At 42.4% G+C, this 25,136-nt stretch carries 23 protein-coding genes and 1 pseudogene; 17 read left to right on the top strand and 7 right to left on the bottom strand.

Annotated features, from left to right (window positions below):
• The first annotated feature begins 263 nt into the window (after window positions 1-263).
• Together glpT and glpQ are read left to right on the top strand one after the other, a co-directional pair.
• Window positions 264-1,613, top strand: a complete 1,350-nt coding sequence (glpT, locus tag AC4IFO_RS17740; protein WP_490736369.1) for a glycerol-3-phosphate transporter — start codon at window positions 264-266, stop codon at window positions 1,611-1,613.
• A gap of 92 nt (window positions 1,614-1,705) precedes the next feature.
• Complete coding sequence (glpQ, locus tag AC4IFO_RS17735; RefSeq protein WP_490736367.1) at window positions 1,706-2,773, top strand: glycerophosphodiester phosphodiesterase; 1,068 nt, start codon at window positions 1,706-1,708, stop codon at window positions 2,771-2,773.
• A gap of 73 nt (window positions 2,774-2,846) precedes the next feature.
• On the opposite strand, the gene epmA is transcribed toward glpQ, so the two are convergent.
• On the bottom strand, window positions 2,847-3,824 hold the full coding sequence (gene epmA, locus AC4IFO_RS17730) for an elongation factor P--(R)-beta-lysine ligase (RefSeq protein ID WP_275076498.1): 978 nt from the start codon (window positions 3,822-3,824) through the stop codon (window positions 2,847-2,849).
• 834 nt (window positions 3,825-4,658) lie between these two features.
• Between epmA and frdA the strand changes: the two genes are divergently transcribed.
• From frdA to AC4IFO_RS17705, 5 genes are all read left to right on the top strand, one after another.
• A complete protein-coding gene (frdA, locus tag AC4IFO_RS17725; protein WP_219244639.1) occupies window positions 4,659-6,455 on the top strand; it encodes a fumarate reductase (quinol) flavoprotein subunit in 1,797 nt (598 codons plus the stop codon).
• Entirely contained in the window at window positions 6,448-7,182 is a 735-nt protein-coding gene (locus tag AC4IFO_RS17720; protein WP_004258616.1) for a succinate dehydrogenase/fumarate reductase iron-sulfur subunit, read from the top strand. Before frdA ends, AC4IFO_RS17720 begins: the two co-directional genes overlap by 8 nt.
• Before the next feature lie 14 nt (window positions 7,183-7,196).
• Window positions 7,197-7,592, top strand: coding sequence for a fumarate reductase subunit FrdC (gene frdC, locus AC4IFO_RS17715; protein ID WP_004258617.1), 396 nt, complete (start codon window positions 7,197-7,199; stop codon window positions 7,590-7,592).
• Window positions 7,593-7,607: 15 nt separating this feature from the next.
• Window positions 7,608-7,961, top strand: a complete 354-nt coding sequence (gene frdD, locus AC4IFO_RS17710; RefSeq protein WP_206083482.1) for a fumarate reductase subunit FrdD — start codon at window positions 7,608-7,610, stop codon at window positions 7,959-7,961.
• A 333-nt stretch (window positions 7,962-8,294) separates the two neighbouring features.
• Window positions 8,295-8,693 carry a hypothetical protein gene (locus AC4IFO_RS17705; protein WP_490736364.1) on the top strand — a complete coding sequence of 133 codons (399 nt, stop codon included), beginning with the start codon at window positions 8,295-8,297 and terminating at the stop codon, window positions 8,691-8,693.
• Between the two features lie 51 nt (window positions 8,694-8,744).
• On the opposite strand, the gene tetR is transcribed toward AC4IFO_RS17705, so the two are convergent.
• Window positions 8,745-9,344: a tetracycline resistance transcriptional repressor TetR gene (gene tetR / locus AC4IFO_RS17700; protein ID WP_490736362.1), complete on the bottom strand. Its 600-nt coding sequence runs from the start codon at window positions 9,342-9,344 to the stop codon at window positions 8,745-8,747.
• An 81-nt stretch (window positions 9,345-9,425) separates the two neighbouring features.
• Here tetR and tet point away from each other — a divergent pair, with 81 nt between their 5' ends.
• The 5 genes from tet to AC4IFO_RS17675 all read left to right on the top strand — a co-directional run bounded on the left by tet (window position 9,426) and on the right by AC4IFO_RS17675 (window position 15,940).
• A complete protein-coding gene (tet, locus tag AC4IFO_RS17695; RefSeq protein WP_490736360.1) occupies window positions 9,426-10,628 on the top strand; it encodes a Tet(A)/Tet(B)/Tet(C) family tetracycline efflux MFS transporter in 1,203 nt (400 codons plus the stop codon).
• 79 nt (window positions 10,629-10,707) lie between these two features.
• Window positions 10,708-11,289, top strand: coding sequence for a TetR/AcrR family transcriptional regulator (locus tag AC4IFO_RS17690; RefSeq protein ID WP_206083478.1), 582 nt, complete (start codon window positions 10,708-10,710; stop codon window positions 11,287-11,289).
• Between the two features lie 241 nt (window positions 11,290-11,530).
• Complete coding sequence (locus tag AC4IFO_RS17685) at window positions 11,531-13,672, top strand: TonB-dependent siderophore receptor (RefSeq protein ID WP_490736357.1); 2,142 nt, start codon at window positions 11,531-11,533, stop codon at window positions 13,670-13,672.
• A 19-nt stretch (window positions 13,673-13,691) separates the two neighbouring features.
• Entirely contained in the window at window positions 13,692-14,825 is a 1,134-nt protein-coding gene (locus tag AC4IFO_RS17680; protein WP_490736355.1) for an ABC transporter substrate-binding protein, read from the top strand.
• Between the two features lie 11 nt (window positions 14,826-14,836).
• Window positions 14,837-15,940: a hypothetical protein gene (locus tag AC4IFO_RS17675; RefSeq protein ID WP_490736353.1), complete on the top strand. Its 1,104-nt coding sequence runs from the start codon at window positions 14,837-14,839 to the stop codon at window positions 15,938-15,940.
• A gap of 75 nt (window positions 15,941-16,015) precedes the next feature.
• Here the strand turns inward: AC4IFO_RS17675 and AC4IFO_RS17670 are convergent, their stop codons facing one another.
• Window positions 16,016-17,200 carry an MFS transporter gene (locus AC4IFO_RS17670; RefSeq protein ID WP_490736351.1) on the bottom strand — a complete coding sequence of 395 codons (1,185 nt, stop codon included), beginning with the start codon at window positions 17,198-17,200 and terminating at the stop codon, window positions 16,016-16,018.
• A 57-nt stretch (window positions 17,201-17,257) separates the two neighbouring features.
• Window positions 17,258-18,034, bottom strand: a pseudogene (locus AC4IFO_RS17665) (hypothetical protein).
• Between the two features lie 187 nt (window positions 18,035-18,221).
• Here AC4IFO_RS17665 and AC4IFO_RS17660 point away from each other — a divergent pair.
• Complete coding sequence (locus AC4IFO_RS17660) at window positions 18,222-18,443, top strand: helix-turn-helix domain-containing protein (RefSeq protein WP_490736349.1); 222 nt, start codon at window positions 18,222-18,224, stop codon at window positions 18,441-18,443.
• Window positions 18,444-18,526: 83 nt separating this feature from the next.
• On the opposite strand, the gene sugE is transcribed toward AC4IFO_RS17660, so the two are convergent.
• On the bottom strand, window positions 18,527-18,841 hold the full coding sequence (sugE, locus tag AC4IFO_RS17655) for a quaternary ammonium compound efflux SMR transporter SugE (RefSeq protein ID WP_004258648.1): 315 nt from the start codon (window positions 18,839-18,841) through the stop codon (window positions 18,527-18,529).
• A gap of 267 nt (window positions 18,842-19,108) precedes the next feature.
• Between sugE and AC4IFO_RS17650 the strand changes: the two genes are divergently transcribed.
• The 3 genes from AC4IFO_RS17650 to AC4IFO_RS17640 all read left to right on the top strand — a co-directional run bounded on the left by AC4IFO_RS17650 (window position 19,109) and on the right by AC4IFO_RS17640 (window position 22,899).
• Window positions 19,109-20,017 (top strand): EamA family transporter, encoded by a 909-nt coding sequence (locus tag AC4IFO_RS17650; protein WP_353242592.1) that lies wholly within the window; start codon window positions 19,109-19,111, stop codon window positions 20,015-20,017.
• Between the two features lie 342 nt (window positions 20,018-20,359).
• Complete coding sequence (gene cstA, locus AC4IFO_RS17645; protein ID WP_490736347.1) at window positions 20,360-22,453, top strand: pyruvate/proton symporter CstA; 2,094 nt, start codon at window positions 20,360-20,362, stop codon at window positions 22,451-22,453.
• A 248-nt stretch (window positions 22,454-22,701) separates the two neighbouring features.
• Window positions 22,702-22,899, top strand: coding sequence for a YbdD/YjiX family protein (locus AC4IFO_RS17640; RefSeq protein WP_353242593.1), 198 nt, complete (start codon window positions 22,702-22,704; stop codon window positions 22,897-22,899).
• Window positions 22,900-22,977: 78 nt separating this feature from the next.
• Here the strand turns inward: AC4IFO_RS17640 and efp are convergent, their stop codons facing one another.
• Window positions 22,978-23,544 (bottom strand): elongation factor P, encoded by a 567-nt coding sequence (gene efp / locus AC4IFO_RS17635; RefSeq protein ID WP_004258667.1) that lies wholly within the window; start codon window positions 23,542-23,544, stop codon window positions 22,978-22,980.
• Window positions 23,545-23,587: 43 nt separating this feature from the next.
• Between efp and epmB the strand changes: the two genes are divergently transcribed.
• Entirely contained in the window at window positions 23,588-24,616 is a 1,029-nt protein-coding gene (epmB, locus tag AC4IFO_RS17630; protein ID WP_490736345.1) for an EF-P beta-lysylation protein EpmB, read from the top strand.
• Window positions 24,617-24,663: 47 nt separating this feature from the next.
• On the opposite strand, the gene AC4IFO_RS17625 is transcribed toward epmB, so the two are convergent.
• Entirely contained in the window at window positions 24,664-25,008 is a 345-nt protein-coding gene (locus AC4IFO_RS17625; protein WP_047756639.1) for a DUF4156 domain-containing protein, read from the bottom strand.
• Window positions 25,009-25,136: the final 128 nt, after the last annotated feature.

The raw sequence follows: 25,136 nt of genomic DNA, 5'->3' as shown, positions 1-25,136 counted from the left end.
AAAATAATTAACATTTCTAGTTCCATTCCATTCACAAATATCATTTACTATGCAACTTCATAAACAAAATCAATAATTGTGCGTTGGATTACAGATAAAATGTTTTCTAATGGATACAATTTAGAGCAATTAAGAAAATAAAAGCTCTTAAATTACTCGGTTGTTTTCGTTTTTGTTACTTCACCAATAATAAACACTCAATCTTTCTCAACATTGAGAGCGATCAAGTGTAAATAAATATTAGCATGCCATCGGAGGCGTATATGTTAAGCATTTTTAAACCAGCACCTCATATAGAGAGGCTGCCAGCTGATAAGGTAGACCCAGTCTATCGTAAGCTTCGCTGGCAGATCTTCATGGGTATTTTCTTTGGTTACGCAGCGTATTATCTCGTCCGAAAGAACTTTGCCTTAGCAATGCCATACCTTGTTGAGCAAGGGTTTTCTAAAGGTGACTTAGGTTTCGCCTTATCAGGGATTTCAATTGCTTACGGTTTTTCTAAATTTATCATGGGGTCATTCTCTGACCGCGCAAACCCACGCTATTTCTTACCCGCTGGTTTGATACTGGCCTCTGCAGTGATGCTGATCATGGGCTTCGTGCCATGGGCAACATCAAGCATCATGGTCATGTTCGTATTACTGTTCCTTTGTGGTTGGTTCCAAGGTATGGGCTGGCCTCCTTGCGGACGTACCATGGTTCACTGGTGGTCACAAAAAGAGCGTGGTGGTATCGTTTCCGTATGGAACTGTGCCCACAACGTCGGTGGTGGTATTCCTCCATTGCTGTTCCTATTAGGTATGGCATGGTTTAACGACTGGAAAGCTGCGCTGTATATGCCAGCATTAGCCGCTATCCTTGTTGCCATCATTGCATTTGCGTTAATGCGCGATACCCCACAATCTTGTGGTCTTCCACCAATCGAAGAGTACAAAAACGACTATCCAACAGATTATAAAGCGTCTGATGAAGAAGAATTAACAGCGAAAGAAATCTTCATGAAATACGTTTTCCCTAACAAACTGTTATGGATGATTGCGATTGCGAACGTATTCGTATACTTACTGCGCTACGGTGTTCTTGACTGGTCACCAACTTACCTGCGTGAAGTGAAACACTTTGCAATGGATAAATCTTCATGGGCTTATTTCCTATATGAATACGCTGGTATCCCGGGCACATTATTATGTGGTTGGATGTCGGATAAAGTCTTCCGCGGTAACCGTGGTGCGACAGGTGTATTCTTCATGGTTCTCGTCACCATCGCCACTATCGTATTCTGGATGAATCCAGCGGGTAACCCGAACGTTGACATGGCTTGTATGCTGATCATCGGTTTCTTAATCTATGGTCCTGTTATGTTGATTGGATTACATGCCCTTGAACTCGCACCGAAAAAAGCAGCAGGTACAGCGGCTGGCTTTACAGGGCTATTCGGCTACCTCGGTGGTTCGGTTGCGGCGAGTGCTATCGTCGGTTATACCGTTGACTACTTCGGATGGGACGGTGGCTTCGCAGTCATGATTGGTGGTTCAGCCCTTGCTGTTGTTCTGCTGTTCATCGTGATGATTAGCGAAAGCAAACACAAACGCGAATTAGCGAACTCTCAATAAACATTTTGTTTATGAATAAACGCTAAACCCGAGGGCTATATCATCATGATATGGCCCTTTTTTTATCCAAAAAGTGCCAAGGAGATATAATCATGAACTTCCCATTAAAAACATTGGTGGCAAGTATGGTTTTAGTGATGTCAGTGTCCGCAGCCGCGCAAGGGACAAACAAGGTGGTCATTGCCCATCGTGGTGCAAGTGGTTACTTACCTGAACACACCTTACCGGCTAAAGCGATGGCGTATGCACAAGGTGCCGATTTTCTAGAACAAGATTTGGTAATGACGAAAGATAATGAGCTGGTTGTGCTACATGACCATTATCTTGACCGTGTAACGGATGTCGCTGAGCGTTTCCCTGACAGAGCGCGTAAAGATGGCCGTTATTACGCGATTGACTTCACATTACCTGAAATCAAGTCTCTGAAATTCACAGAAGGGTTCGATATTGTTGATGGTAAACACGTACAAAGCTATCCGAACCGCTTCCCAATGGGTAAATCAGACTTTCGCGTTCATACCTTCCAAGAAGAGATTGAATTTGTTCAAGGTTTAAATAAATCCACTGGGAAAAATATTGGTATTTACCCTGAAATCAAAGCCCCTTGGTTCCATCACCAAGAAGGCAAAGATATCACCAAAAAAACGCTGGAAGTGCTAAAACAGTACGGTTATGTTGAAAAAGATTCCAACGTTTATCTGCAATGTTTCGATGCGAACGAACTAAAACGCATTAAAAATACATTGATGCCAGAAATGGGTATGAACCTGAAGCTCATTCAGTTAATCGCTTACACCGATTGGAATGAAACCGAAGAGCAAAAACCCGATGGGACTTGGGTCAATTACAATTACGATTGGATGATGAAACCGGGTGCAATGAAAGAAATTGCCACCTATGCGGATGGTATTGGCCCTGATTATCATATGCTAATCAGTGAAGAATCCACGCCAACCAATATCAAAGTCAATGGTATGGTAAAAGAAGCCCATGAAAACAACATGGCGGTTCACCCATTCACCATTCGTGTCGATAAACTGCCTAAATACGCAAAAGATGGGCTGCAGCTTTATGACATCATCTACAACCAAGCGGATGTGGATGGTGCGTTTACTGACTTCCCTGATTTAGGTGTACAGTTCTTACAAAATCAAAAATAATTTCTTTGTCTTGTAAAAACGATAATGCAGCCATTTGGCTGCATTATATAACGAGCTATAAGCTTGATAATCGTTATGCAATCGTGACGGGAAAAGCAATCACATCACTGATCCTTTCGGCATTTAACGCAATCATAATCAAACGATCGACCCCGACAGCAACCCCTGAGCAATCAGGTAAGCCATGCTCTAATGCGGCCAATAAGTGCTCATCAATCGGCTGAACCGATAAGCCCATCGCTGCACGCTTACGGTTATCTTGCTCAAAACGTTGGCGTTGTTCGCTCGCATCCGTCAATTCATGGAAACCATTCGCCAGCTCCATTCCTTTATAGTAAACCTCAAAGCGTTCTGCGACACGGTGATCTTCGGTACTAATCACCGCTAAAGATGCCTGAGTGGCAGGAAAATGATACACAACCGCCGGTTTTTCTTTACCAATGTGCGGCTCAACCCCCATTGTAAATAGCAGCTGTAAGAGCGTATCTTTATCTTCTTCGTGATCCGCAATATTGCTTAAATCAAGGCGGGCAGCGACTTCACGCAGCTCACTTTTTTCTGCGGATAGCGGGTCAATATCTAAATGACGTAAAAAAGCTTGTTGGTAGGAAAGTAATTCCGCACTTTCGCATTCCAGCACTTGTTGTAATAAGTCATCGACTTCATTAATTAAGCGATACATATCAAAGTGTGGGCGATACCATTCCAGCATCGTAAATTCTGGGTTGTGGTGTCTACCCGCTTCTTCATTACGAAAGCTTTTACCCAGTTGATATATCGGCCCACTGCCAGCCGCAAGTAAACGTTTCATATGGTATTCAGGACTGGTCATCAGGTAAAGATTGATGCCTTGCGCAGCACCCGGGCCAACAAAACGTGTTTCAAATGGCACAAGATGGAAATCAGTCACGGTAGCCTGACTCATAGCGGGGGTTTCTACCTCTAGTACACAGCGATCAGTAAAAAAACGTCTGATTTCCGCAATAATTTTTGCGCGCTGTAACAGGTTAGCGATGGGGGCGGTTGGCTGCCAATTCGCTATATCACTCATTAAGATGACTCCAAAATAAACATAGTCGTGCAGTGTACCCACCTGTCGAACAACGCACAATGCATTCCTATGCGTAAAAGCACATTTATCTGGTGCAAAACATCGCTAGGAAATAATCTGGGTTCTTCGTACTAAAGGTGAGTAAAGATGGCATGATTATCCTCGGCTTTACTCGATTAAGCAAACCTTTGCGAATAACGGTTTTTTACATCTTAAATAAGTAGGAAGGATCATGCTAATGCCCTGGATCCTAGACGATAGAAAACATGATTATTTCTTATATTATGTGACAAAGCTGTTAATAGAAAAGTGGAACAATTCTCTTTCTCAAAGATTAAAAGAACACAAATTAAAAAATAAAGAAATGTGCTTATATAAATAGTGAAGCAAGTCGCAATTTAATATTCAATATGAATTAAAATCTTCGCAGCAAATATCAGTATTATTCTCTTAGCGCTAATAAAACCCGACCAATTTACTCGGTTTTTAATCCTATTTTTTTATGTAAAAATAATGATAATTATTTGAAATTCCTTTTTATTCACCATTAACACACTAAAAAAACGCCAATTGTAAAAACATTTTATAAAAAGATGACGCACCTCACACTTTGTGGGTAAATTCACCCAAAACCCCCCTCTATATCAAATTTATCTCTGGGACTATTCGTTATAATTCACAGCATGATAAGTCATTATTAGCTATTATATTATTTACTATTAAAAAAGAGAGATTTGACAATTTGACATTAGATTGAATTGAAAATGACCTAGCTAATTATCAAAAGTATTTAAAAGAATTTATCAATTTACACTTGAACAATGGAGAAGCGCAGTGCAAACCTTCAATGCCGATTTAGCGATTATCGGGGCCGGGGGCGCAGGCTTACGTGCAGCGATTGCTGCCGCTGAAGCAAATCCCAATATCAAGATTGCTCTGGTCTCAAAAGTATACCCAATGCGTAGCCACACCGTGGCAGCAGAGGGCGGATCAGCCGCAGTTACTCAGGCTCATGACTCCTATGACTATCATTTTAATGATACTGTCGCAGGTGGGGACTGGCTGTGTGAGCAAGACGTCGTCGATTATTTCGTCGAACATTGCCCAACAGAAATGACCCAACTCGAATTATGGGGTTGCCCGTGGAGCCGTAAACCAGATGGTTCAGTTAACGTTCGCCGCTTTGGTGGGATGAAAATTGAGCGTACATGGTTTGCAGCCGATAAAACCGGCTTCCACATGCTCCATACACTCTTCCAGACATCATTAAAATACCCTCAAATTCAACGTTTTGATGAGCATTTTGTTCTCGATATCATTGTTGATGAAGGTCAAGCTCGTGGACTCGTTGCACTCAACATGATGGAAGGTACGAAAGTCCAAATTCGTGCAAACTCTATCGTGATGGCAACGGGTGGTGCAGGCCGTGTTTATCGTTACAACACCAATGGTGGTATTGTTACGGGTGATGGTATGGGTATGGCATTCCGCCATGGCGTGCCTCTGCGTGATATGGAATTTGTGCAATATCACCCAACTGGGTTACCAGGTTCAGGTATCTTAATGACCGAAGGTTGCCGTGGTGAAGGTGGTATTCTGGTTAACAAAGATGGCTACCGTTACCTGCAAGATTACGGAATGGGCCCTGAAACGCCACTGGGCAAGCCAGAAAACAAATACATGGAACTCGGTCCTCGTGACAAAGTTTCTCAAGCTTTCTGGCACGAATGGCGTGCAGGTCGCACCATTAGCACACACCGTGGTGATGTTGTGTATCTGGATCTTCGCCACCTTGGTGCGGAAAAACTCCATGAGCGTTTACCGTTCATTTGTGAATTAGCAAAAGCTTACGTGGGTGTTGACCCAGTAACAGACCCAATTCCTGTTCGTCCAACCGCTCACTATACTATGGGTGGTATCGAAACCGATCAACGCACTGAAACGCGCATTAAAGGCCTGTTTGCGGTGGGTGAGTGTTCTTCTGTTGGCTTACACGGTGCAAACCGTTTAGGTTCTAACTCACTGGCAGAACTGGTGGTATTTGGTCGTTTAGCGGGTGAAGAAGCGGCACGCCATGCGGCTGAAGCAACCCCTGCAAATGCCAGCGCCATTGAAGCACGTACACGCGATATCGAAAATGACCTGCAAAAACTCATGAACCAAAAAGGGAAAGAGAGCTGGTCGAAAATTCGCGATGAAATGGGTATTTCAATGGAAGAAGGTTGCGGTATCTACCGTACACCTGAATTAATGCAAAAAACCGTTGATAAGATTGCCGAACTGAAAGAGCGCTTCAAACATGTCGAAATTACCGACCATAGTAGCGTCTTTAACACTGACCTACTGTACACCATTGAATTAGGCTTTGGTCTAGATGTGGCGGAATGTATGGCTCACTCTGCAATCAATCGTAAAGAATCACGTGGTGCGCACCAACGTCTCGACGAAGGTTGTACTGAACGTGATGATGTGAATTTCCTTAAACATACTTTGGCATTCTATAACCCAGAGGGCTCCCCTCGTTTAGAATACAGTGACGTGAAAATCACGAAATCTCAGCCAGCTAAACGTGTTTACGGTGCCGAAGCTGAAGCTCAAGATAAGGCGAAGAAGGAGCAAGCTAATGGATGATATGAAACACCTAAAAATGGAGATCATGCGTTACAATCCGGAAACGGATAGTGAGCCCCATTTGGTGACGTATGATGTCCCTTACGACGAGCAAACTTCTTTGTTAGATGCGTTAGGCTATATCAAAGATAACCTCGCTCCAGACCTGTCTTACCGTTGGTCTTGTCGTATGGCGATTTGTGGTTCTTGCGGCATGATGGTTGATAAAGTACCTAAACTGGCGTGTAAAACATTCCTGCGTGAATACCCGCAAGGTATGAAAGTTGAGCCATTAGGTAACTTCCCAATCGAACGTGACCTTGTTGTTGATATGACTCACTTTATTGAGCGTTTAGAAGCCATCAAACCGTACATCATCGGTAATGATCGTAAACCTTCTGAAGGCCCGAATAAGCAAACGCCTGCACAGATGGCCAAATACCATCAGTTCTCAGGCTGTATCAACTGTGGTCTGTGCTATGCAGCTTGCCCACAATTTGGACTGAACCCAGAGTTCATCGGCCCAGCCGCTATCACATTGGCAGAGCGCTACAATTTAGATAACCGAGACCATGGTGCGAAAGAACGCATGACCTTATTAAACGGGGACAATGGTGTTTGGAGCTGTACGTTTGTAGGCTACTGTTCTGAAGTCTGTCCTAAGCATGTCGACCCTGCTGGCGCTATTCAGCAAGGGAAAGTTGCCAGCGCGCAAGACTTTGTTATCGCCATGCTGAAGCCACGATAAGGAGAATTGAAGTCATGACTACGAAACGTAAACCCTATGTCAGAGAAATGAAGGGCGACTGGTGGCAAAAGCTGGGTTTTTACCGCTTTTACATCATGCGTGAAAGTACCTCCGTCCTTCAGGTCTGGTTCAGTATTTTAGTCCTGTATGGGGTATTTGCGCTGAAAAGCGGTCCAGAATCATGGGCTGGTTTTGTTGGGTTCTTAAGCAACCCAATCATTCTTATCATTAATATCATTACATTGGCTGCGACATTGCTGCACACCACGACGTGGTTCAACCTTGCACCAAAAGCAGTCAGTATTATTGTGAAAGATAAGAAAATGTCTGATGAGCCTATCGTTAAAGGCTTCTGGGCTCTCACGATTGTTGTTACGGCGGCAATCTTAGCAATCGCATTGTTATTTTAATCTAAGGAGAATCTGATGAATCTAACGCCTAAACGTTCCGATGAGCCGATTTTCTGGGGATTATTTGGTGCAGGTGGTATGTGGAGCGCCGTGATTGGCCCTGCAATCATCATTCTATTAGGAATTTTAATTCCACTGGGTGTTGCACCAGAAATGCTGAGCTATGAGCGCATTATGGCATTTAGCCAAAGCTTTATCGGCCGTGTTTTCTTATTACTGATGATTATCCTGCCAGTTTGGTGTGGTATGCACCGTATCCACCACACACTGCACGATTTTAAAATCCATGTCCCAGCGACAAAATGGGTTTTCTATGGTGGGTCTGCAATCATTAGTGTTATTGCCCTGATTGGTGTATTTACCTTGTAATCACGCAATAATTTAAAAACGAACCAATACCCCATACGTGAAAACGATGGGGTATTTTTTTATGGCTAGGAAATTAAAGTTTAATCATGAAATTTAATAGAAAATAACCCTTAAACTACGCAAAAATAGATATTACCTGTTCTAAAATAGTGTTTATTTTAATTCAGACTAACCTTAGTTGTTATAAAAAATCGGCTTGTTATGATAAGTAAAGGATAATAAAAACTTAATTTATCCAATTTAAATCAATAAGTTAAACTAATCATATTTACTTAAACAAGTTAAAGACTAACCGTCTCTATTTTTATATCACTCATGGTAAGAGAAAATAAAATGAAATTTAAAGGATTATTTATTTCGCTGTTTCTTTCTGGAGTCATAATATTACCCGCCCATGCCAATTCGTTTTCCACGGAAAATGAAAGTGCTAATGAAATGCCAACCGAAAAAGATTTCTATAATGAATGTGTCAGCACAAACACCTACAGTTATTTGCCCATGGCAGGGGAAGCACAATCTTCAGTAGATAAAAAACGGGCAAAGCAACAAGCGGCTGTTGAGAAAAAATGTAAGTGTGTTGCACCACTTGAGTATAAATTGTTCTATGAGTTAGTGGGTAATGACCCTGAAGCATTCGCAAAAAGAATGCAAGCAGACCAACAATTGGCGATGCAAACGGCACAAAAAGCAGTCGATAGAAAACGCCAAATAGATAAGCAATGCTCTAAATAGTTTTCCATTGTTTAAGGTATGGCTTTGCGCTTATTTGCCATACCTTAAAGATTAAGGTTTAATCCCTTGAATTAATGCATCTAAACCAAACAAAAAAGCCTCAGTTCCATCATCATTATCCATGATTTGAAGCGCCGATTTTAATAATGGGGGCATTGCATTCTCATCCGTCGTTTCGCGTTCATTCAGGGCAGCACTATGCTCCTGCTGTTCAAGCACACTTCCCAACGTAAAGTGCCCTACTGCACTGATCGCATATAAACCCTTTTTTAATGAAAAACCGTTATCCACCATAAATTGCAGTTGCGTTTCTACTGTGGAATATTGTTCCGCGCTAGGTCGAGTCCCTAAGTGTACTTTTGCACCATCACGGTAGCTCAATAGCGCTCGACGAAAGCTTAACGCATTATTTCGCAAAAATGCCTGCCATGTTTCACCCTCTTTCGGCAACGAGCGGTCATGGTTTTGTCTTAGCATTTCAACAGATAACTCATCCAATAAAGCCCGCTTATTTTTCACATGCCAATACAGCGTTGGCTGTTCTACGCCTAGTTTTTGAGCTAGCTTTCGCGTTGTTACCCCTTCTATCCCTACTTCGTTCAGTAAGTCTAAAGCGGCTGTAATAATCGTCTCTTTATTTAATCGCGCCATGGTTGTCCCCTTATTTTCTGATTGACACTCTATCACTGATAGGGATATATTCCAACTCTATCATCGATAGAGAAATGAAAAATGAATAAATCCGCCATTACAGCTCTAACCATTACCAGCCTCGATGCCATGGGAATTGGGCTGATCATGCCTGTACTACCTGCATTATTGCGAGAATATGTGTCTGCTGAGAATTTAGCCAATCATTACGGTATATTGCTGGCAATGTATGCCATCATGCAGGTTTTTTTCGCCCCACTATTAGGGAAATTGTCAGATAAATTGGGGCGTCGCCCGATATTATTGCTCTCTCTCGCAGGTGCCGCTGTTGATTACACCTTGCTCGCGCTCTCAAGCACATTGTGGATGTTATATTTAGGGCGATTAATTTCAGGAATTACGGGTGCAACAGGCGCAGTCGCTGCCTCCGTAATTGCAGATAATACCCAACCTCATGAACGCACGAAGTGGTTTGGGCGACTAGGCGCCGCTTTTGGTGTTGGCCTAATCGCAGGCCCCACAATTGGCGGGTTTGCAGGTGAATATTCTCCCCATTTGCCGTTTATCATTGCCGCAATCTTAAATACAGGGGCTTTTATCGGTACCTTTTTGATCTTTAAAGATAGAGAAACTCAAAGAAAACAAGAAAAACCCCATAGTGCTCCGATAATATCCACCTCATTTATACAACTCATAAAGCCAATTACACTACTAATATTCGTCTTTTTTATGGCGCAATTGATAGGCCAGATCCCCGCGACAACTTGGGTATTATTTACCGAAAATCGCTTGCAATGGGGTAGCATGGAAGTTGGGTTATCGTTGGCAGGGCTTGGTGTGATGCATGCGTTATTTCAAGCTTTCGTCGCGGGGGCAGTAGCGAAGAAATTTAGCGAAAAAACAACGATTTTACTGGGCTTCATGGTAGATGGCTGCGCATTTTTGATTTTATCACTGCTCACACAAGGCTGGATAATTTACCCAACGCTAATTCTGCTAGCCGGGGGCAGCATCGCCCTTCCTGCACTTCAAGGGCTAATGTCTACGCAAGTGAGCCAAGAAAACCAAGGTAAACTGCAAGGTATTCTTGTCAGTTTAACCAATGCCACAGGCGTTGTTGGCCCACTGTTGTTTAGCTTCATTTATGGCCAAACATTATCGTTTTGGGATGGCTGGGTGTGGTTAATTGGGGCGTTGATGTATTTATTTTTGATCATCGCTTATTTACTTTTTCAGCAAAAAGTAACCTATAGAACCAAGAAGGCCATACTTTCAATGGACTAACTTTTAACACATCACCTTTCAATGCTATGATGCATTATTCCTACTGTTTTTTAGAACAAGACATTAAGAGACAAACCCAATGACACAACCACCTAAGAAGCCAAGAACAAAACCTGCAGAAGAACGGCTTGATGACCTGATGAATGCAGCGGAAGAGCTCTTTCTGTCTAAAGGGTTTGTCAACACAACTGTCAGTGAAATTGTGCGCTCTGCGGATGTGGCGAAAGGGACGTTTTACCACTACTTCCAGTCAAAAAATGACATCATGGAAGCCTTACGCACTCGCTATATGGATTGGTATTTAGGAAATATTGATGACGCGCTCGCCCTGCAAAAAAGTGCGGCGCATAAACTCCAGTCTTGGTGCGAAAACAGTGTCAAATATTACGTTGAAAAACAACAGGTTCATGACATGCTGTTTCATGATGAATATCACGGTCGCAGTAATGACCATGAAACGCGCGCAGTCCTGCAAATCAAAGCAATTTTAACCCTTGGCGAAAAAAACCAAGAATGGTCAGCCCTTCCTCCAGACCTTCTTGCCACCATGATTTACCACTCTATGCATGCCGCCGTGGACAACCTCGCCAATAGCCATGAATATACTCAACAAAATTTAGGCGAAATTTTGTATAAGCGATTTAGCCAACTGATTAAATAAAAAATACAGCGAGTGAATCACCCAGACGAGCTCGCGTTGTTTTAATCTCACACAAAAAAATATTTCGAACGCTGTCATATTTATTTTTAATATCAATACGATAAATAATTTTTCACTCACCCTACGAATCCCTTCCTTCAATATTAAATGCAAATGATTATTAATTAGATTGACTGATGGTCGGTCGACGATCTATGCTAACGCCATAAAATTTCTCTTTTACTTTATTGGCTAAAATTGCATGCATAAATTTACTCATCGAACCTACACGCTTTCCACCCTAAGTTTATTGGTCTGCGCCCTGATTTGCTCAAATACCGCAAATGCAAAGCCCAAAACAGACGTCTTGGTCGTTACGGCCGCAGAAAACCAAGGCCAAGAACCTATTGGCTATGCCAGTAAAACTCAATCTACTGCCACAAAAAGCTCAGCCACCTTATTGGAAACGCCGCAATTTGTTTCAGTGATTAAGCGCGAGCAGATGGATACTCTGCCTTCTGAATCAATCAGCCAAGCCTTACGCTACAGCGCGGGTGTAACCAGTGAGAAATTTGGCGCCTTTGGTGGCGGTATCGATTTTTCAAAAATTCGTGGTTTCGATGCTGATTACTACTTGGATGGATTACGGGTTATCGGCAACAGTGGGATCTGGGGGCCACAAGTCGATTCATGGACACTCAATAGTATCGAAGCCGTTCATGGACCATCATCTGCACTGTATGGTCAAGGAGGAGCTGGGGGGGTTATCAATATGCAATCACGCCGCCCAAGTGCCAATGAATCACATCAGATTCAGTTCCAAAAAGGTAATTTTGATAACAATGCCGTCAAATTTGATACCACTGGCGCCATGAATGACGATGAAACATTGCTATATCGAATGAATGGATTAGCGCTATCAACGGATTCACAAGTGAATTCCTCGAAGCAATCTCGCTACTTACTGGCCCCTTCTATCACATGGCAACCCAATGAAAAACTCAATTGGACAGTCTTAAGCCAATATCAACATGATCCACACATTGGCCACTATAATACCTTGCCTGCTCAAGCAATTGGCTTGCTACCGAACCCAAATGGAAAGCTGGATTTCACTCAAAACTACAGTGACCCCAAACATGAAAAATCCACACGTACACAGTGGTCAGTGACCTCATTAGTTGACTACCAAGTCAGCTCGTCCGTCACACTGAAACAAAATATGCGCTACTCTGATGTAGATACCCACATTAAACGAGACTTCACGCGCGGCTTCTTAGCGGGGGATCGGTTACTCACCGCGGTTTACCAAAATTCACCAAGCAAATCCAAAACCTTTGTTGCTGATAACCAACTGGTTTATAAAGTTAAAACTGGCGATATTCGCCACGAGTTACTCACTGGGTTTGATTTTCAAACTGGAAAGCTGGATAAAGACTGGTGGGGCTCGCAAACCGTCAGTTTCGATCCATGGGTGAAACCTCATCATCCTGAATTTAAACCTTACCCCGTTTCCCGCACATCAACAACCCAACGTTTTGATCGTTATGGGGTTTATCTACAAGACCAACTTAGTTGGCAACAATGGGATTTGATCCTCAGTGGACGCTATGATTGGTCTTATTTAGATACTGATAATAACCTCTCTCACACAACGCAAAAAAATGACACTTCCGCTTGGAGCCAACGCGTTGGGCTAACCTATGCTTTTGAAAATGGCTTTTCGCCATGGATCAGTTTTTCCGATAGCTTTGACCCCGTTTTAGGGACAGATGCGGATGGAAAATCCTTTATCCCAACCGAATCAAAACAAGCCGAAGTGGGGCTTAAATACCAATCGGATAACCTCATGGCAAGCGTTGCAGCGTATGAGTTAGAACAAAAAAATGTCACCACCCATAACCCGCTAAATCCAGATTACTATAATCAAACAGGGAAAATTCGCTCTCGTGGGGTTGATTTTGAAAGCCGTATGGCATTAACACCGTCAGTGAATGTCATGGTGAGCTATGCCTTTACTGATAATAAAATCACCGAAAGCCAAGACCTTTCAGTCTTAAATAAGCACCCTGTTCAAGTCCCTAAACACAGCGGCTCCGCATGGGTTGACTACCGTTTTCACTCCCCTTACCTCGAAGGCGCTTTAGTCGGCGTTGGCGTGCGTTATCTCGGCGAAACATGGGGTGACAACACCAACACATTTAAAGTACCAGCAGTCTGGCTTGGCGATATTAGTGCAAGGTACCAAATGGATGCATTAGCCCCTGAACTCACGGGTATGGAATTGGGGTTAACTGTCAGTAATGTCACCAATAAATCCTACGTTGCCAGCTGTACCAGTTCCACCTATTGCAGTATTGGCACGAATAGAACGTTACTTGCCACACTTAATTACTACTTTTAATTCAATAGGTAAGCAACTTATGGAAAGTTCTAAAAGGAATTTGATTAAGGCAGGGTTAGCAATGGCGACGTTAAGTGCAATGCCTTGCCCAGTTGTCGCAGCCGCAATGCCCAAGGTGACAGACATCCTTGGACGCACTATTGCTTACCCAGAAAATGCACAGAAAATTTATTTGGCTGACCCATCACTGATTTTTCTCTTTGCCACATTGGGAATACCCAATTTTGTGGAGAAACTTGTCGCTGTTCCCAGTAACTTTCGTACTGCTGATTTGCGTAGTTACCAACAATACTGTAAGGCGTTTCCTAAGATTGAACAATTACCCCACCTCCCCGCGATCGGCGGGGCGCAAGCTAATTTGGAAACGATTTTGGAACTCAAACCTGACATTATTTTCACGACAACGGGCACATTTTCGGGTCTACAAGCCAATGGGCTTCTCATGCTTTTACTGCGCGCTAATGTCCCTGTTATTGCCCTTGATATGAGTGTTGACCCACTCACCAATACGCCGAAAAGCATTGCGATTATGGGGAAAGTCTTTGGTTTACAAGAAAGGGCTCATCGCATCAATCGATTTATTAAAACACAACTAGATAATGTAAATACTCGCCTCGCTAATGCAAATCCTATAAGGCCCAAAGTACTCCTTGAGCGTGCAGCAGGTTTTACTGAAGAGTGTTGCTTAGCCTACGGAAACGGAAATTTTGGTCAGTTTCTCTCGTTTGCGGGTGGAGAGAATATTGCTAACCAATACATTCATGGAACATATGGTGTTCTAAACCAAGAGACGATTATTCACACCCAAGCTCAAATGGTGATTGTCACCGGCACCGATTGGAGTGGCTATAACCCGAAAGGCAATTGGGTAGGATTAGGCCCTGGTGCAGATTTACCGCTAGCAAAACAAAGGCTTAAAATTTTAATGCAACGTAATGCCTTTAAAACATTGCATGCAGTCAAACAGCAGCATGTTCATGCTATTTGGCACACTTTTTACGACAGCCCATTTGGCTTTATTGCCGCTCTAAAATTTGCGACTTGGTTACACCCTAGCATATTCCCTGATCTGGATGTTAATACGGTTTTCAAAGATTTTACTGAACAGTTCTTACCCATCAAGTGGCAAGAAGGCTACTGGGTTTCCCTTTAAAACAGAGGCTTATGATGACCACAATTTATTCCCCTGATCCACTACGAACCCAAGTTGAAAAACAAAGCCATGGGCAACGAACCATTATTTACAGCCCTAAAGGCCAGCCGAACTATGTCTTCATCGTACCCAAGTTTGATTTACAAGACATTTCCCCCTCTTTAGGCACTGGTATCCATCCAGCTTTTATCATTCATGAGCGCCCTATTGATGCCTTTTTCTACGCCTGTTACAGCGCAAGTTTGCGAGATGATGAATTAGTTAGCCAACCCAACCAATCACCCGCATGCAATTTAGATTTAGCGCAATTTCAATCATTAGCGCAACAATCAGGTAAAGGCTGCCATATCAGTACTAACGCAGAGTGGAGTGCCATCTCAGCCTTAACTAATCAACACAATAACCTTATTCATGGCAATACGGATTACGGCCGTAATTATTTTAACCATGATGAATTTATTCCACGAATTGACGGGCTAGCGACTGGCGGTTTGCAAGGCACCCCGACAACCCCAACTAATGCACAATGGGAAAGCTGGCACCATAATCACCAACTTTCAGGGGTAAGCGATTTGGTTGGTAACCTTTGGGAGTGGCAAACAGGTGCACGCCTAGTTGCGGGAGAAATTCAAATCATAAAAAATAATGATGCCGCTATTCATCTTGATGACGCATTGTTAGATTGGCGAGCTATTGATATGAGCAGTGGTGAGTTAATCCCCCCTAATAGCCCATCAAGTGCAAAATATGATTCACCAATAGCCAAACTTGATGGCAATGCTGGCACCCCGATAATCTCGGCACAAATCCATCATTTTAATGGTGAGCCAACGGATTCAGGCTACCCGCAGGGCCTGTTGGACAGTCCTTTTCGATTAGTTGGAACGACCGAAAGTGAAAAAATTCCGACTTTATTGAAGATATTGGGTCTCGCCCCTTACAAAATTAAACAATCAGATGATCAAATCTACCTGCGTAACTATGGTGAACGTGCCTTAATGCGCGGTGGTGCGTGGTATTCACAACATAGCGCAGGCATTGATGCATTTTGCCTTAGCCATACTCGATTGCATAAAAGTACCACTGTCGGTGCCCGAACTGCATGGGTCTTGTAGCGGTTTTGTTACTCTAAAAAATAGTGCTCATCCCCTCATTCAGCTCATTGAACGAGGGGATGAATGGAGAAAAAGCTAAGTATGAGCGTGCTTTGGTAGTAAATAGGAAATAAAATACGATAACCCACAAACAGCGATAAATGCCCCAACGTAAGCTAAGTGATATTGGCTAAGGTAACTGACAATTAAAGGCGTGATCCCTCCAAGAGAAGCTGAAGCGCCATTATAACCAATGCCTAAAATTGCCGCCTGCCCATTTGACTTACTGATGAGAACTGCTGATAAATTACACAATATCATTGCTGAATAAACAGACATTAGTAGTTGAGCTATTAGTACGAGTAATAAGTTATTCGTTTGCAATATGAGATAAAGCGGTGCAGAACAGAAAACCATTAATATGACGCCAATATTAAAAACCTGCTTAGCTGAGCTGTATTTATCCGTTAGCCAACCACATATTAACATGAGGAGTAAAAGTAAACTTGACGATAAAATTGCGTAATAGTTTTTTATTTCTTCAATCTTTAATTGCTCTATTATCAATGATGTTGATAGGTTTTGAGAATAAAATGTAACAGTTCCAGGAATTGTGAATAAAAACACCCAAAACACATTCTTCCAATTAATTGATTGTTTATCTTTAGAAATCACTTGATAATTTGGAAGATTAAACCTAAACCAAAAACTCATTAAGATATTTGCAACCCCTATGAATAAGGGAATTCGCCAACCTATTGATTGCATCATATCTTCATTCAGCGTATTTTTTAACACCAAAACAATGCCTAAAGAAGCAATAACACCAAGCAAAGAACTACCGACAATAATAGACGAAACTCTTGCTTGCTCTCTAATATATGCATCTTTAAATAAGTAGGTAATTAAAGACGGATACTCCCCTGCAAAACTAAATGACAAAGCGAGTTGTAATATTAATATAGCAACTGGTGTATAGTTACCTAATAGTTCAATAGGTAATATAGCCATCATTAATGTTGCAATACCTGTAATTAAGCTTGTTAATATTAAGGCAGGTTTTTTCCCAACCGTATCTGCATAGCGCCCTATAATATATCCGCCTAAAGGCCGTATTAAAAAACGCAGTGCAAATATCCCCCAAACCATTTCTGTCGCTTGCTCATAACCTAACTTTGTTAGCTCAGCGCTCAAATAAGTTGATATTGCAGCAAAAACAGCAATATCATAGTATTCGAGTGCATTACCTGCGACGGCACCAAACCTGAATTTCCATTTCATCTTTTTATCCTTATCATCCCTAAAATTTCATACATCAGCTATCTTATACATTGAAAATTAAGGATAATTGACTAAAGTTTCTAAGCAGGCGAGTGTAATTCCATTTTCTTTTAATGCACTAAATAAGCCACTTGAAGAAGCATGAGGGCAAGAAAGTTTCTCTTTAATCCTTTGAATTCGTTTGTGTTCACACACCTCTGAACATCCCTGCACATAGCTAATTTCTTTTACTTTACAATGAGATAGCAGCATTCTTATTGTAATAATTTCTTTTCGAGTAAAGCGAATATTTCCAAAACGCATATACTGGTGAATATCTAAAATTTCACTTTCTAAGTCATTAATACTGTTCTTACCTTCTATTGGTATATCTAAACGACTTCTTAATGGTAAATAATTTTCATCACTTTGTTTCCATACTCCGTGAGTATAATCAGAAATAATAGGTCGGCATTTATATATTGCCATTATATCTTTTATCGATAACTTTCGTTTAGAATTAATTGACGTAATTTCATATACACTTCCATATTTAGCACAAAAATCCACTTTTAGTTTACACTTATCTGTTCTTAATAAGGTGTTCATATATTCTTTTGAGTAGTTACTCCAATACTGTATCCCTGTCGATAGCCGCTCACCAATCACTTTATCCAAATCCGCATCTCAATACATCAAAACCCAATCATAATTACTCGATGCAGTATAAACCTGCCTATTTAAAATATCTACTTTTGAAAAAGACAAGTCAATATCATTCCAATCAAAATAATTAGAAAAAGTATTTTTTAAACCTGAACATGTTTTTTCCAAGAGTTCACTCTTAACATCCATAATAATTCCTTTTAATATAATTAAATGTTAATAAAAAAATAATAACCAAGGATATATATCACTATCACAGAATAAAAAACATTCAAAGTATAATTTAATAATAGTATTAAAAAAAGAAAATAAAAAATACAGTAATATTATTCTTAAAACTACCAAGCATTATTCAACTAATAACACTGGAGATATTATGAAAAAAGATTGGCACCCTGCTGATATCATTGCAGCAATAAAGAAAAAGGGATCTTCTCTTTCCGAAATATCACGTTCTGTTGGCTTAAATTCATCCACATTGAACAACGCACTTTCAAGACGCTGGCCAAAAGGAGAAAGAATTATTGCTGAATTTTTAGGTGTCACGCCGGCTGAAATTTGGCCATCTCGCTATCATGACCGAGACCAAAAGGACTAAAAAATTTATGCCTGACGATGTATCCAAAAAGCAGTAAAGGCGGATGGCTTATTACCTCACCCGCCTGTTTTTATATTAAATCATTAACTCGACACTTTGAGCCCAATTAACCCAGTGATAATCAAGGCAAGGCTTAATAAGCGGAACATATTGGCGGATTCACCAAGGAAAATAATCCCAACAATTGCTGTACCCACTGCACCAATCCCTGTCCAGATTGCGTAAGCCGTTCCGACAGGTAAATCACGCATTGCATAGGCTAATAACCCCATACTGGCGATAATCGCGATAATGGTAATAATACTGGGTGTTAAGCGTGTAAAACCGTGAGTGTATTTTAACCCTACAGCCCAAACCACTTCGAGTAAACCTGCAAATAAAAGGACGATCCATGCCATGGTCGTTGCTCCCATGAATAACTCGGGGCCGTCCCCATAATTGAATGACGTGATTCAGGTCGTCCTGAATACGTATGATGAGCCCCTCATTATAAACACTCGCCAGCACAGACTCAAGCAACGAAAAATAACAAATAAGCGTAAATTAACAATCTTATTTAACCTATTTATTCTGTTTTTCGCCAATAAGCATCATTGTCATCGCACTGCGCGCCTAGCAAAGGTAAAGTAGGAAATCTTATCGAGCCTATTCATCGAGAAAATAGAATGAGTTTCAAAGACATATTACTTGCCCTCTGTGTGGTAATCATTTGGGGCGTTAACTTCGTGATTATCAAACTGGGTGTAACCGCGCTTCCCCCATTACTTCTTGGGGCATTACGCTTTGTTTTTGTTGCCTTTCCTGCCATTTTTATTTTCAAGCGGCCTAAAATTCCGTTCAAATTATTATTGCTGTACGGCTTGACCATCAGCTTTGGCCAATTTGCCTTTTTATTCTGCGCTATCCGCGTTGGCATGCCTGCGGGGATCACTTCCGTTATTTTGCAATCTCAAGCCTTTTTCACCTTATTGCTTGGGGCCATGATTTTAAAAGAAACACTACAACCAACGCATTTTATTGGCATGTTTATCGCTATCGCAGGGTTGACCGTGTTAGCCAATGGCGCAACTGCGGGCGGATTAGATGATATCCCAATGCTCGGTTTAGCCTTCACATTAATTGCTGGTTTATCATGGGCTTGTGGGAATATTACCAACAGAATTATCATGCAACACGAAGGCACAGAAAAATGCAGTGCTTTGTCACTCGTGAGCTGGAGCGCATTGATCCCCATTATTCCATTCCTAATTAGTTCATGGATCCTTGAAGGTGAAGATGCCATTGTCGACGGGTTATCTGGCTTTAATTGGTCTGTATTCGGTGTGATTTTGTATTTGGCGTATTTATCCACGTTTGTCGGCTATGGCTTGTGGGGCGTACTGCTCGGGCGCTATGAAGCATGGCGGGTTGCACCATTTTCATTATTGGTGCCCGTGTTCGGTTTAAGCAGCAGCGCATTATTCCTCGGTGAGCACATTAATGGCATACAAGTTGCTGGTTTAATTTTGATCATGTTCGGTCTTATTACGACGCTTTTTGGCAAAAAAATCATCCAACGCTTAAGACACGCCTAAGATAATGCATTTGATTACCGACGGTTTTTCGCTTTCGGTAATCAATGCTCTCACGTATTTTCGCCCGCTGACTTTCTTTTCCCCCTCCAGCATATAATACTAATTAAAAACCAGAACCCAGATAATCAGCCAATCAATTGGCTATTCGCTAGTCGAAAACCAAATAAAATCCAATAAATAATCTTAGATTAGTGATATTCACTGCAATTATCGAATTTATCTCAGATTTCAATTAGGTGTCTCGTTTTAGCTACTTTTTCTTTCACTTAACTATGGCTATATCTTCCTCAGTTTTACTTAAATAACTAACAAATATCATTCATTGAACAGATGGGGATGGCTATGGGTAAACAATTTATTTGGATTGCGCTCGCTCTGCTCGGTGCTTTTTCACTCGGTTACATCGCCTTATATCGTGGCGAGCAGATTAATGCGCTGTGGATTGTGGTAGCAGCCGTGTGTATTTACTTGATTGCATACCGCTATTACGGGCTATTTATTGCAAAAAAAGTTCTGCAAGTTGACAAAACGCGTATGACTCCCGCAATTCGTCATAATGATGGATTAGATTACGTTCCAACAGATAAAAAAGTATTATTTGGTCACCATTTTGCGGCGATTGCAGGTGCAGGTCCTTTAGTTGGCCCTGTGCTTGCTGCGCAAATGGGTTACCTGCCGGGTATGCTGTGGTTACTTGCTGGGGTAGTATTAGCAGGTGCCGTTCAAGACTTTATGGTGTTGTTTGTTTCTACGCGCCGTGATGGTCGTTCACTTGGCGAGTTAGTCAAAGAAGAAATGGGCAACACCGCGGGTGTGCTGGCGCTAATTGCCTGCTTTATGATCATGGTGATCATCTTAGCGGTACTCGCGATGATCGTGGTAAAAGCCTTAACTCACAGCCCTTGGGGAACCTACACGGTCGCCTTTACGATTCCACTGGCGATTTTTATGGGGATTTATACCCGTTATATTCGCCCAGGTCGCATTGGTGAAGTGTCTATTATCGGGCTCGTATTCCTTGTTTTCGCCATTATTTCAGGTGGATGGGTTGCTGAAAGTGAAACATGGGCACCCTATTTTGACTATACCGGCGTGCAATTAACGTGGATGTTAGTCGGATATGGCTTCGTCGCTGCCGTTTTACCCGTTTGGTTGCTGCTTGCACCACGTGACTACCTTTCGACTTTCTTAAAAATCGGGACCATTATTGGCCTCGCAATTGGTATTTTAATTTTAAATCCGAACCTGCAAATGCCATCACTAACGAAATATATTGATGGTACAGGCCCTGTGTGGGCAGGTGATTTGTTCCCATTCTTATTTATTACGATTGCCTGTGGGGCAGTTTCTGGCTTCCACGCACTGATCTCTTCCGGTACAACGCCGAAAATGTTAGCCAATGAGAATCAAGCTTGCTTCATCGGTTACGGTGGCATGTTAATGGAGTCATTTGTTGCCATCATGGCATTAGTCGCCGCGTGTGTGATTGACCCGGGTGTCTATTTCGCCATGAACAGCCCAATGGCGATGTTAGCACCAGCAGGTACCGAAGATGTGGTCGCATCTGCCGCGCAAGTAGTCAGTAGTTGGGGCTTCCAAATCACCCCTGAGCAACTCAATACCATTGCCAGCGAAGTAGGTGAAACCAGTATTATCTCCCGTGCCGGTGGTGCGCCAACGCTTGCCGTTGGGATGGCCTATATTCTGCATGGGGCGCTTGGTGGGCTGATGAATGTCGCCTTCTGGTATCACTTTGCGATTTTATTTGAAGCCCTGTTTATCTTAACCGCTGTTGATGCAGGAACCCGTGCAGCACGCTTTATGCTGCAAGACTTACTGGGTGTTGTTTCCCCATCGCTAAAACGGACAGATTCCTTACCCGCAAACTTGATTGCAACTGCGCTGTGTGTGCTCGCGTGGGGATATTTCCTTCACCAAGGCGTTGTTGACCCACTCGGCGGTATTAATACCTTGTGGCCGCTGTTTGGTATCGCAAACCAAATGCTGGCAGGTATGGCGTTAATGCTATGTGCTGTGGTACTGTTCAAAATGAAGCGCCAAAAATACGCATGGGTTGCTCTCGTCCCAACGGCTTGGTTACTGATTTGTACCATGACCGCTGGCTGGGAAAAGACCTTCAGTGAAGATGCCCGTGTTGGTTTCTTAGCTGTAGCGAATAAATTCCAAGCGATGATTGATAGCGGTAATATTCCAGCACAATATACGGAATCTCAGCTCACACAGTTGATTTTCAATAACCGTTTAGATGCTGGCTTAACGATTTTCTTTATGATTGTTGTGGTTTTACTGGCTCTGTTCTCCATCCGCACCGCGCTTAAAGCGTTAAAATCAAGCGAACCAACCGCGAATGAAGTGCCATACGAGCCAATGCCAGCCAACTACGAGGAAATCGTGGCCAATACACGCCATCATTGATTTTTGCGGAAAAGCTAGTCACTGTTTAGGACATATACTCTTTCTCCAAAATAATTCACGTTGGAGCAAGGCGGCAAAGAAGATAATCCCTAGGAGCATACGCCAGTATGTGACTAGGGTTAGCGAATGAAGCCAACGCAGCAACAGCGTGAAGTATGAAGGAGAAACTAGGAGCATACATAACAGTATGTGACTAGGGTTAACAAGTGAAGCCAACACCGCTACAACACAAAATATGACGAGGATTTATGTTTGGAAACTTAGGAAAAGCCGCAAAATACCTCGGCCAAGCGGCAAAAATGATGGTCGGCGTTCCAGACTATGACAACTACGTCGCCCATATGCAGCGGACTCACCCCGATCAAACTCCGATGACTTACGAGGAGTTTTTTAAAGAACGCCAAGATGCACGTTATGGCGGAAAAGGTGGGTTTAAGTGCTGTTAGGCCTAAAAAAGAGGCAAAAAAAGCCGTGGCACTCGACCACGGCTTTTTATTTTTAACGATCCCGTATAGGATACGCCATTATTTTACGCGTGAAACGTATTCGCCTGAACGAGTATCAACACGGATAACTTCACCGATCTGAACAAACAGTGGAACCTTAACAACTGCGCCAGTGCTCAGTGTTGCAGGTTTTCCGCCGGTACCTGCGGTATCACCTTTCAGGCCTGGGTCAGTATCGGTAATTTCTAACTCAACAAAGTTAGGTGGAGTTACCGCGATAGGACGACCGTCCCACAGTGTTAAAATACATTCTGCTTGGTCAACTAACCATTTCGCGTTATCGCCAACGGTTTTTTCATCCGCTGCTAACTGTTCGAAAGTTTCGTTGTTCATGAAATGCCAGAACTCACCGTCGTTGTACAGGTAAGTTAAGTTCATATCCATGACATCTGCGCCTTCAACAGAATCAGTAGATTTAAAGGTTTTTTCCAACAGTTTGTTAGAAATCAGTTTACGGATGCGCACACGTGCGAACGCTTGACCTTTACCCGGTTTTACGAATTCGCTTTCTAAAACGACACAAGGCTCGCCATCTAACATGATTTTAAGACCTGAGCGGAATTCATTGGTACTATAAGTAGCCATGGTGATCCTCTAATTTATAAACTAAAAATGGCATAGCCAAAAAATGGTCGATATTGTAACTCAAAATACCTCATCCAGAGAAGTCTGGATACAACAACTTGCTGAAGCAATCACTAATCCAGATGAATTGCTGCAAATACTTAACTTGGAAAATCATCTTGCTTCGCAAGAAGGCCGTGAGGCACGCCAATTATTTCCATTGCGTGTCCCTATGCCATTTATCTCACGAATGAAAAAAGGCGATCCACTAGACCCGCTGTTATTGCAGGTATTAACTGCAAAAGCTGAGTTTGATGTACATCCTGGTTTTTCTACCGACCCGCTGGAAGAGCAGGATAATGAGATCCCAAGCTTACTGCATAAATACCACAACCGCGCATTACTGCTCGTTAAAGGTGGCTGTGCAGTGAACTGTCGCTACTGTTTTCGCCGGCATTTTCCTTATGAAGATAACAAAGGAAATAAAAATAACTGGTTGATGGCTGTGGATTATATAAAAAACCACACCGAACTCAATGAAATCATCTTCTCTGGTGGTGATCCGTTAATGGCAAAAGACCATGAACTCGATTGGTTGATTAGCCAATTGGAGGATATTCCCCATATCAGCCGGTTGAGAATTCATACGCGTTTGCCTGTTGTCATCCCAGAACGGATCACGGATGCATTATGCGAGAGACTGGCACGCTCGCGCTTGCAAGTCATTATGGTCACGCATATCAACCACGCTAATGAAATTGACGAGGCATTTACAAGGTCAATGCAGAAGCTCAAAAAAGCGGGTGTAACATTATTGAATCAAAGCGTTTTACTGCGCCAAGTGAATGATAACGTGACGGCGCTGATGAATTTGAGCAATGCCTTATTTGACGCAGGGATTCTGCCTTACTACTTGCATGTATTGGATAAAGTGCAAGGTGCTGCTCATTTTTTGGTCAGCGATATCGAAGCGCGCCAATTGATACAACAGTTATTGAGTAAGGTATCAGGATATCTCGTGCCTAAACTTGCACGGGAAATTGGTGGAGAACCTAGCAAAACGCTGCTTGATCTCAATTTAAGGCAGAGCTAATCAGCAAAACGCCCAAATAATAGTTATTTGGGCGTCGCTAATTCATTTTAGGGGCATTTATAGACTTGGCCAACCATTTTGCTGTCTAGCGGGATAAAGCTAGATAACACGGTTTCACTAGGGCTCGTCGCGCCGAAAATTACATTTCCGCCCATTTCAGCCGCTTTATTGCGTAAATCATTCGCAGCGCTGCGCATGGAGCTAGATTCATTATTTACGCCACTCAACCAGTTGCTTTGTGTCCCTGCAACCTGACCGAGAAGTTGGCAATCACTTCCAGGTTGATTCTCAACAAAACGAACTTGTGAGCCTGCCGCAGTCAAGTTAGTTGACGTTGAACAACCCGCTAAAAGCAGTAATGCAGCAGCACCAAGCAAGACTTTAATTCGCATGTTTTCCCTCATTTTTCATTGTGTTTTTGCAGCTGGTTTGAAAAATTATTAGCCTAATACGGTATTGATAGCAATCTATCATAAATCGCTAGGAGGTGATCCGCATACTGCGTCACAATTGCCGCACA

It is taken from the genome of Providencia sp. UF-224 (assembly GCF_058245955.1).
The sequence above is the reverse complement of the archived record's forward strand: the minus strand, read 5'-3'. Positions and strand labels throughout refer to the sequence as shown.

What these genes read in the sequence shown, in the direction of transcription:
- glpT (WP_490736369.1), top strand. Translation starts at nt 264, where the DNA reads ATGTTAAGCATTTTTAAACCAGCACCTCATATAGAGAGGCTGCCAGCT.
- glpQ (WP_490736367.1), top strand. Translation starts at nt 1,706, where the DNA reads ATGAACTTCCCATTAAAAACATTGGTGGCAAGTATGGTTTTAGTGATG.
- epmA (WP_275076498.1), bottom strand. Translation starts at nt 3,824, where the DNA reads ATGAGTGATATAGCGAATTGGCAGCCAACCGCCCCCATCGCTAACCTG.
- AC4IFO_RS17720 (WP_004258616.1), top strand. Translation starts at nt 6,448, where the DNA reads ATGGATGATATGAAACACCTAAAAATGGAGATCATGCGTTACAATCCG.
- frdC (WP_004258617.1), top strand. Translation starts at nt 7,197, where the DNA reads ATGACTACGAAACGTAAACCCTATGTCAGAGAAATGAAGGGCGACTGG.
- frdD (WP_206083482.1), top strand. Translation starts at nt 7,608, where the DNA reads ATGAATCTAACGCCTAAACGTTCCGATGAGCCGATTTTCTGGGGATTA.
- AC4IFO_RS17705 (WP_490736364.1), top strand. Translation starts at nt 8,295, where the DNA reads ATGAAATTTAAAGGATTATTTATTTCGCTGTTTCTTTCTGGAGTCATA.
- tetR (WP_490736362.1), bottom strand. Translation starts at nt 9,344, where the DNA reads ATGGCGCGATTAAATAAAGAGACGATTATTACAGCCGCTTTAGACTTA.
- tet (WP_490736360.1), top strand. Translation starts at nt 9,426, where the DNA reads ATGAATAAATCCGCCATTACAGCTCTAACCATTACCAGCCTCGATGCC.
- AC4IFO_RS17690 (WP_206083478.1), top strand. Translation starts at nt 10,708, where the DNA reads ATGACACAACCACCTAAGAAGCCAAGAACAAAACCTGCAGAAGAACGG.
- AC4IFO_RS17685 (WP_490736357.1), top strand. Translation starts at nt 11,531, where the DNA reads ATGCATAAATTTACTCATCGAACCTACACGCTTTCCACCCTAAGTTTA.
- AC4IFO_RS17680 (WP_490736355.1), top strand. Translation starts at nt 13,692, where the DNA reads ATGGAAAGTTCTAAAAGGAATTTGATTAAGGCAGGGTTAGCAATGGCG.
- AC4IFO_RS17675 (WP_490736353.1), top strand. Translation starts at nt 14,837, where the DNA reads ATGATGACCACAATTTATTCCCCTGATCCACTACGAACCCAAGTTGAA.
- AC4IFO_RS17670 (WP_490736351.1), bottom strand. Translation starts at nt 17,200, where the DNA reads ATGAAATGGAAATTCAGGTTTGGTGCCGTCGCAGGTAATGCACTCGAA.
- AC4IFO_RS17660 (WP_490736349.1), top strand. Translation starts at nt 18,222, where the DNA reads ATGAAAAAAGATTGGCACCCTGCTGATATCATTGCAGCAATAAAGAAA.
- sugE (WP_004258648.1), bottom strand. Translation starts at nt 18,841, where the DNA reads ATGGCATGGATCGTCCTTTTATTTGCAGGTTTACTCGAAGTGGTTTGG.
- AC4IFO_RS17650 (WP_353242592.1), top strand. Translation starts at nt 19,109, where the DNA reads ATGAGTTTCAAAGACATATTACTTGCCCTCTGTGTGGTAATCATTTGG.
- cstA (WP_490736347.1), top strand. Translation starts at nt 20,360, where the DNA reads ATGGGTAAACAATTTATTTGGATTGCGCTCGCTCTGCTCGGTGCTTTT.
- AC4IFO_RS17640 (WP_353242593.1), top strand. Translation starts at nt 22,702, where the DNA reads ATGTTTGGAAACTTAGGAAAAGCCGCAAAATACCTCGGCCAAGCGGCA.
- efp (WP_004258667.1), bottom strand. Translation starts at nt 23,544, where the DNA reads ATGGCTACTTATAGTACCAATGAATTCCGCTCAGGTCTTAAAATCATG.
- epmB (WP_490736345.1), top strand. Translation starts at nt 23,588, where the DNA reads ATGGTCGATATTGTAACTCAAAATACCTCATCCAGAGAAGTCTGGATA.
- AC4IFO_RS17625 (WP_047756639.1), bottom strand. Translation starts at nt 25,008, where the DNA reads ATGCGAATTAAAGTCTTGCTTGGTGCTGCTGCATTACTGCTTTTAGCG.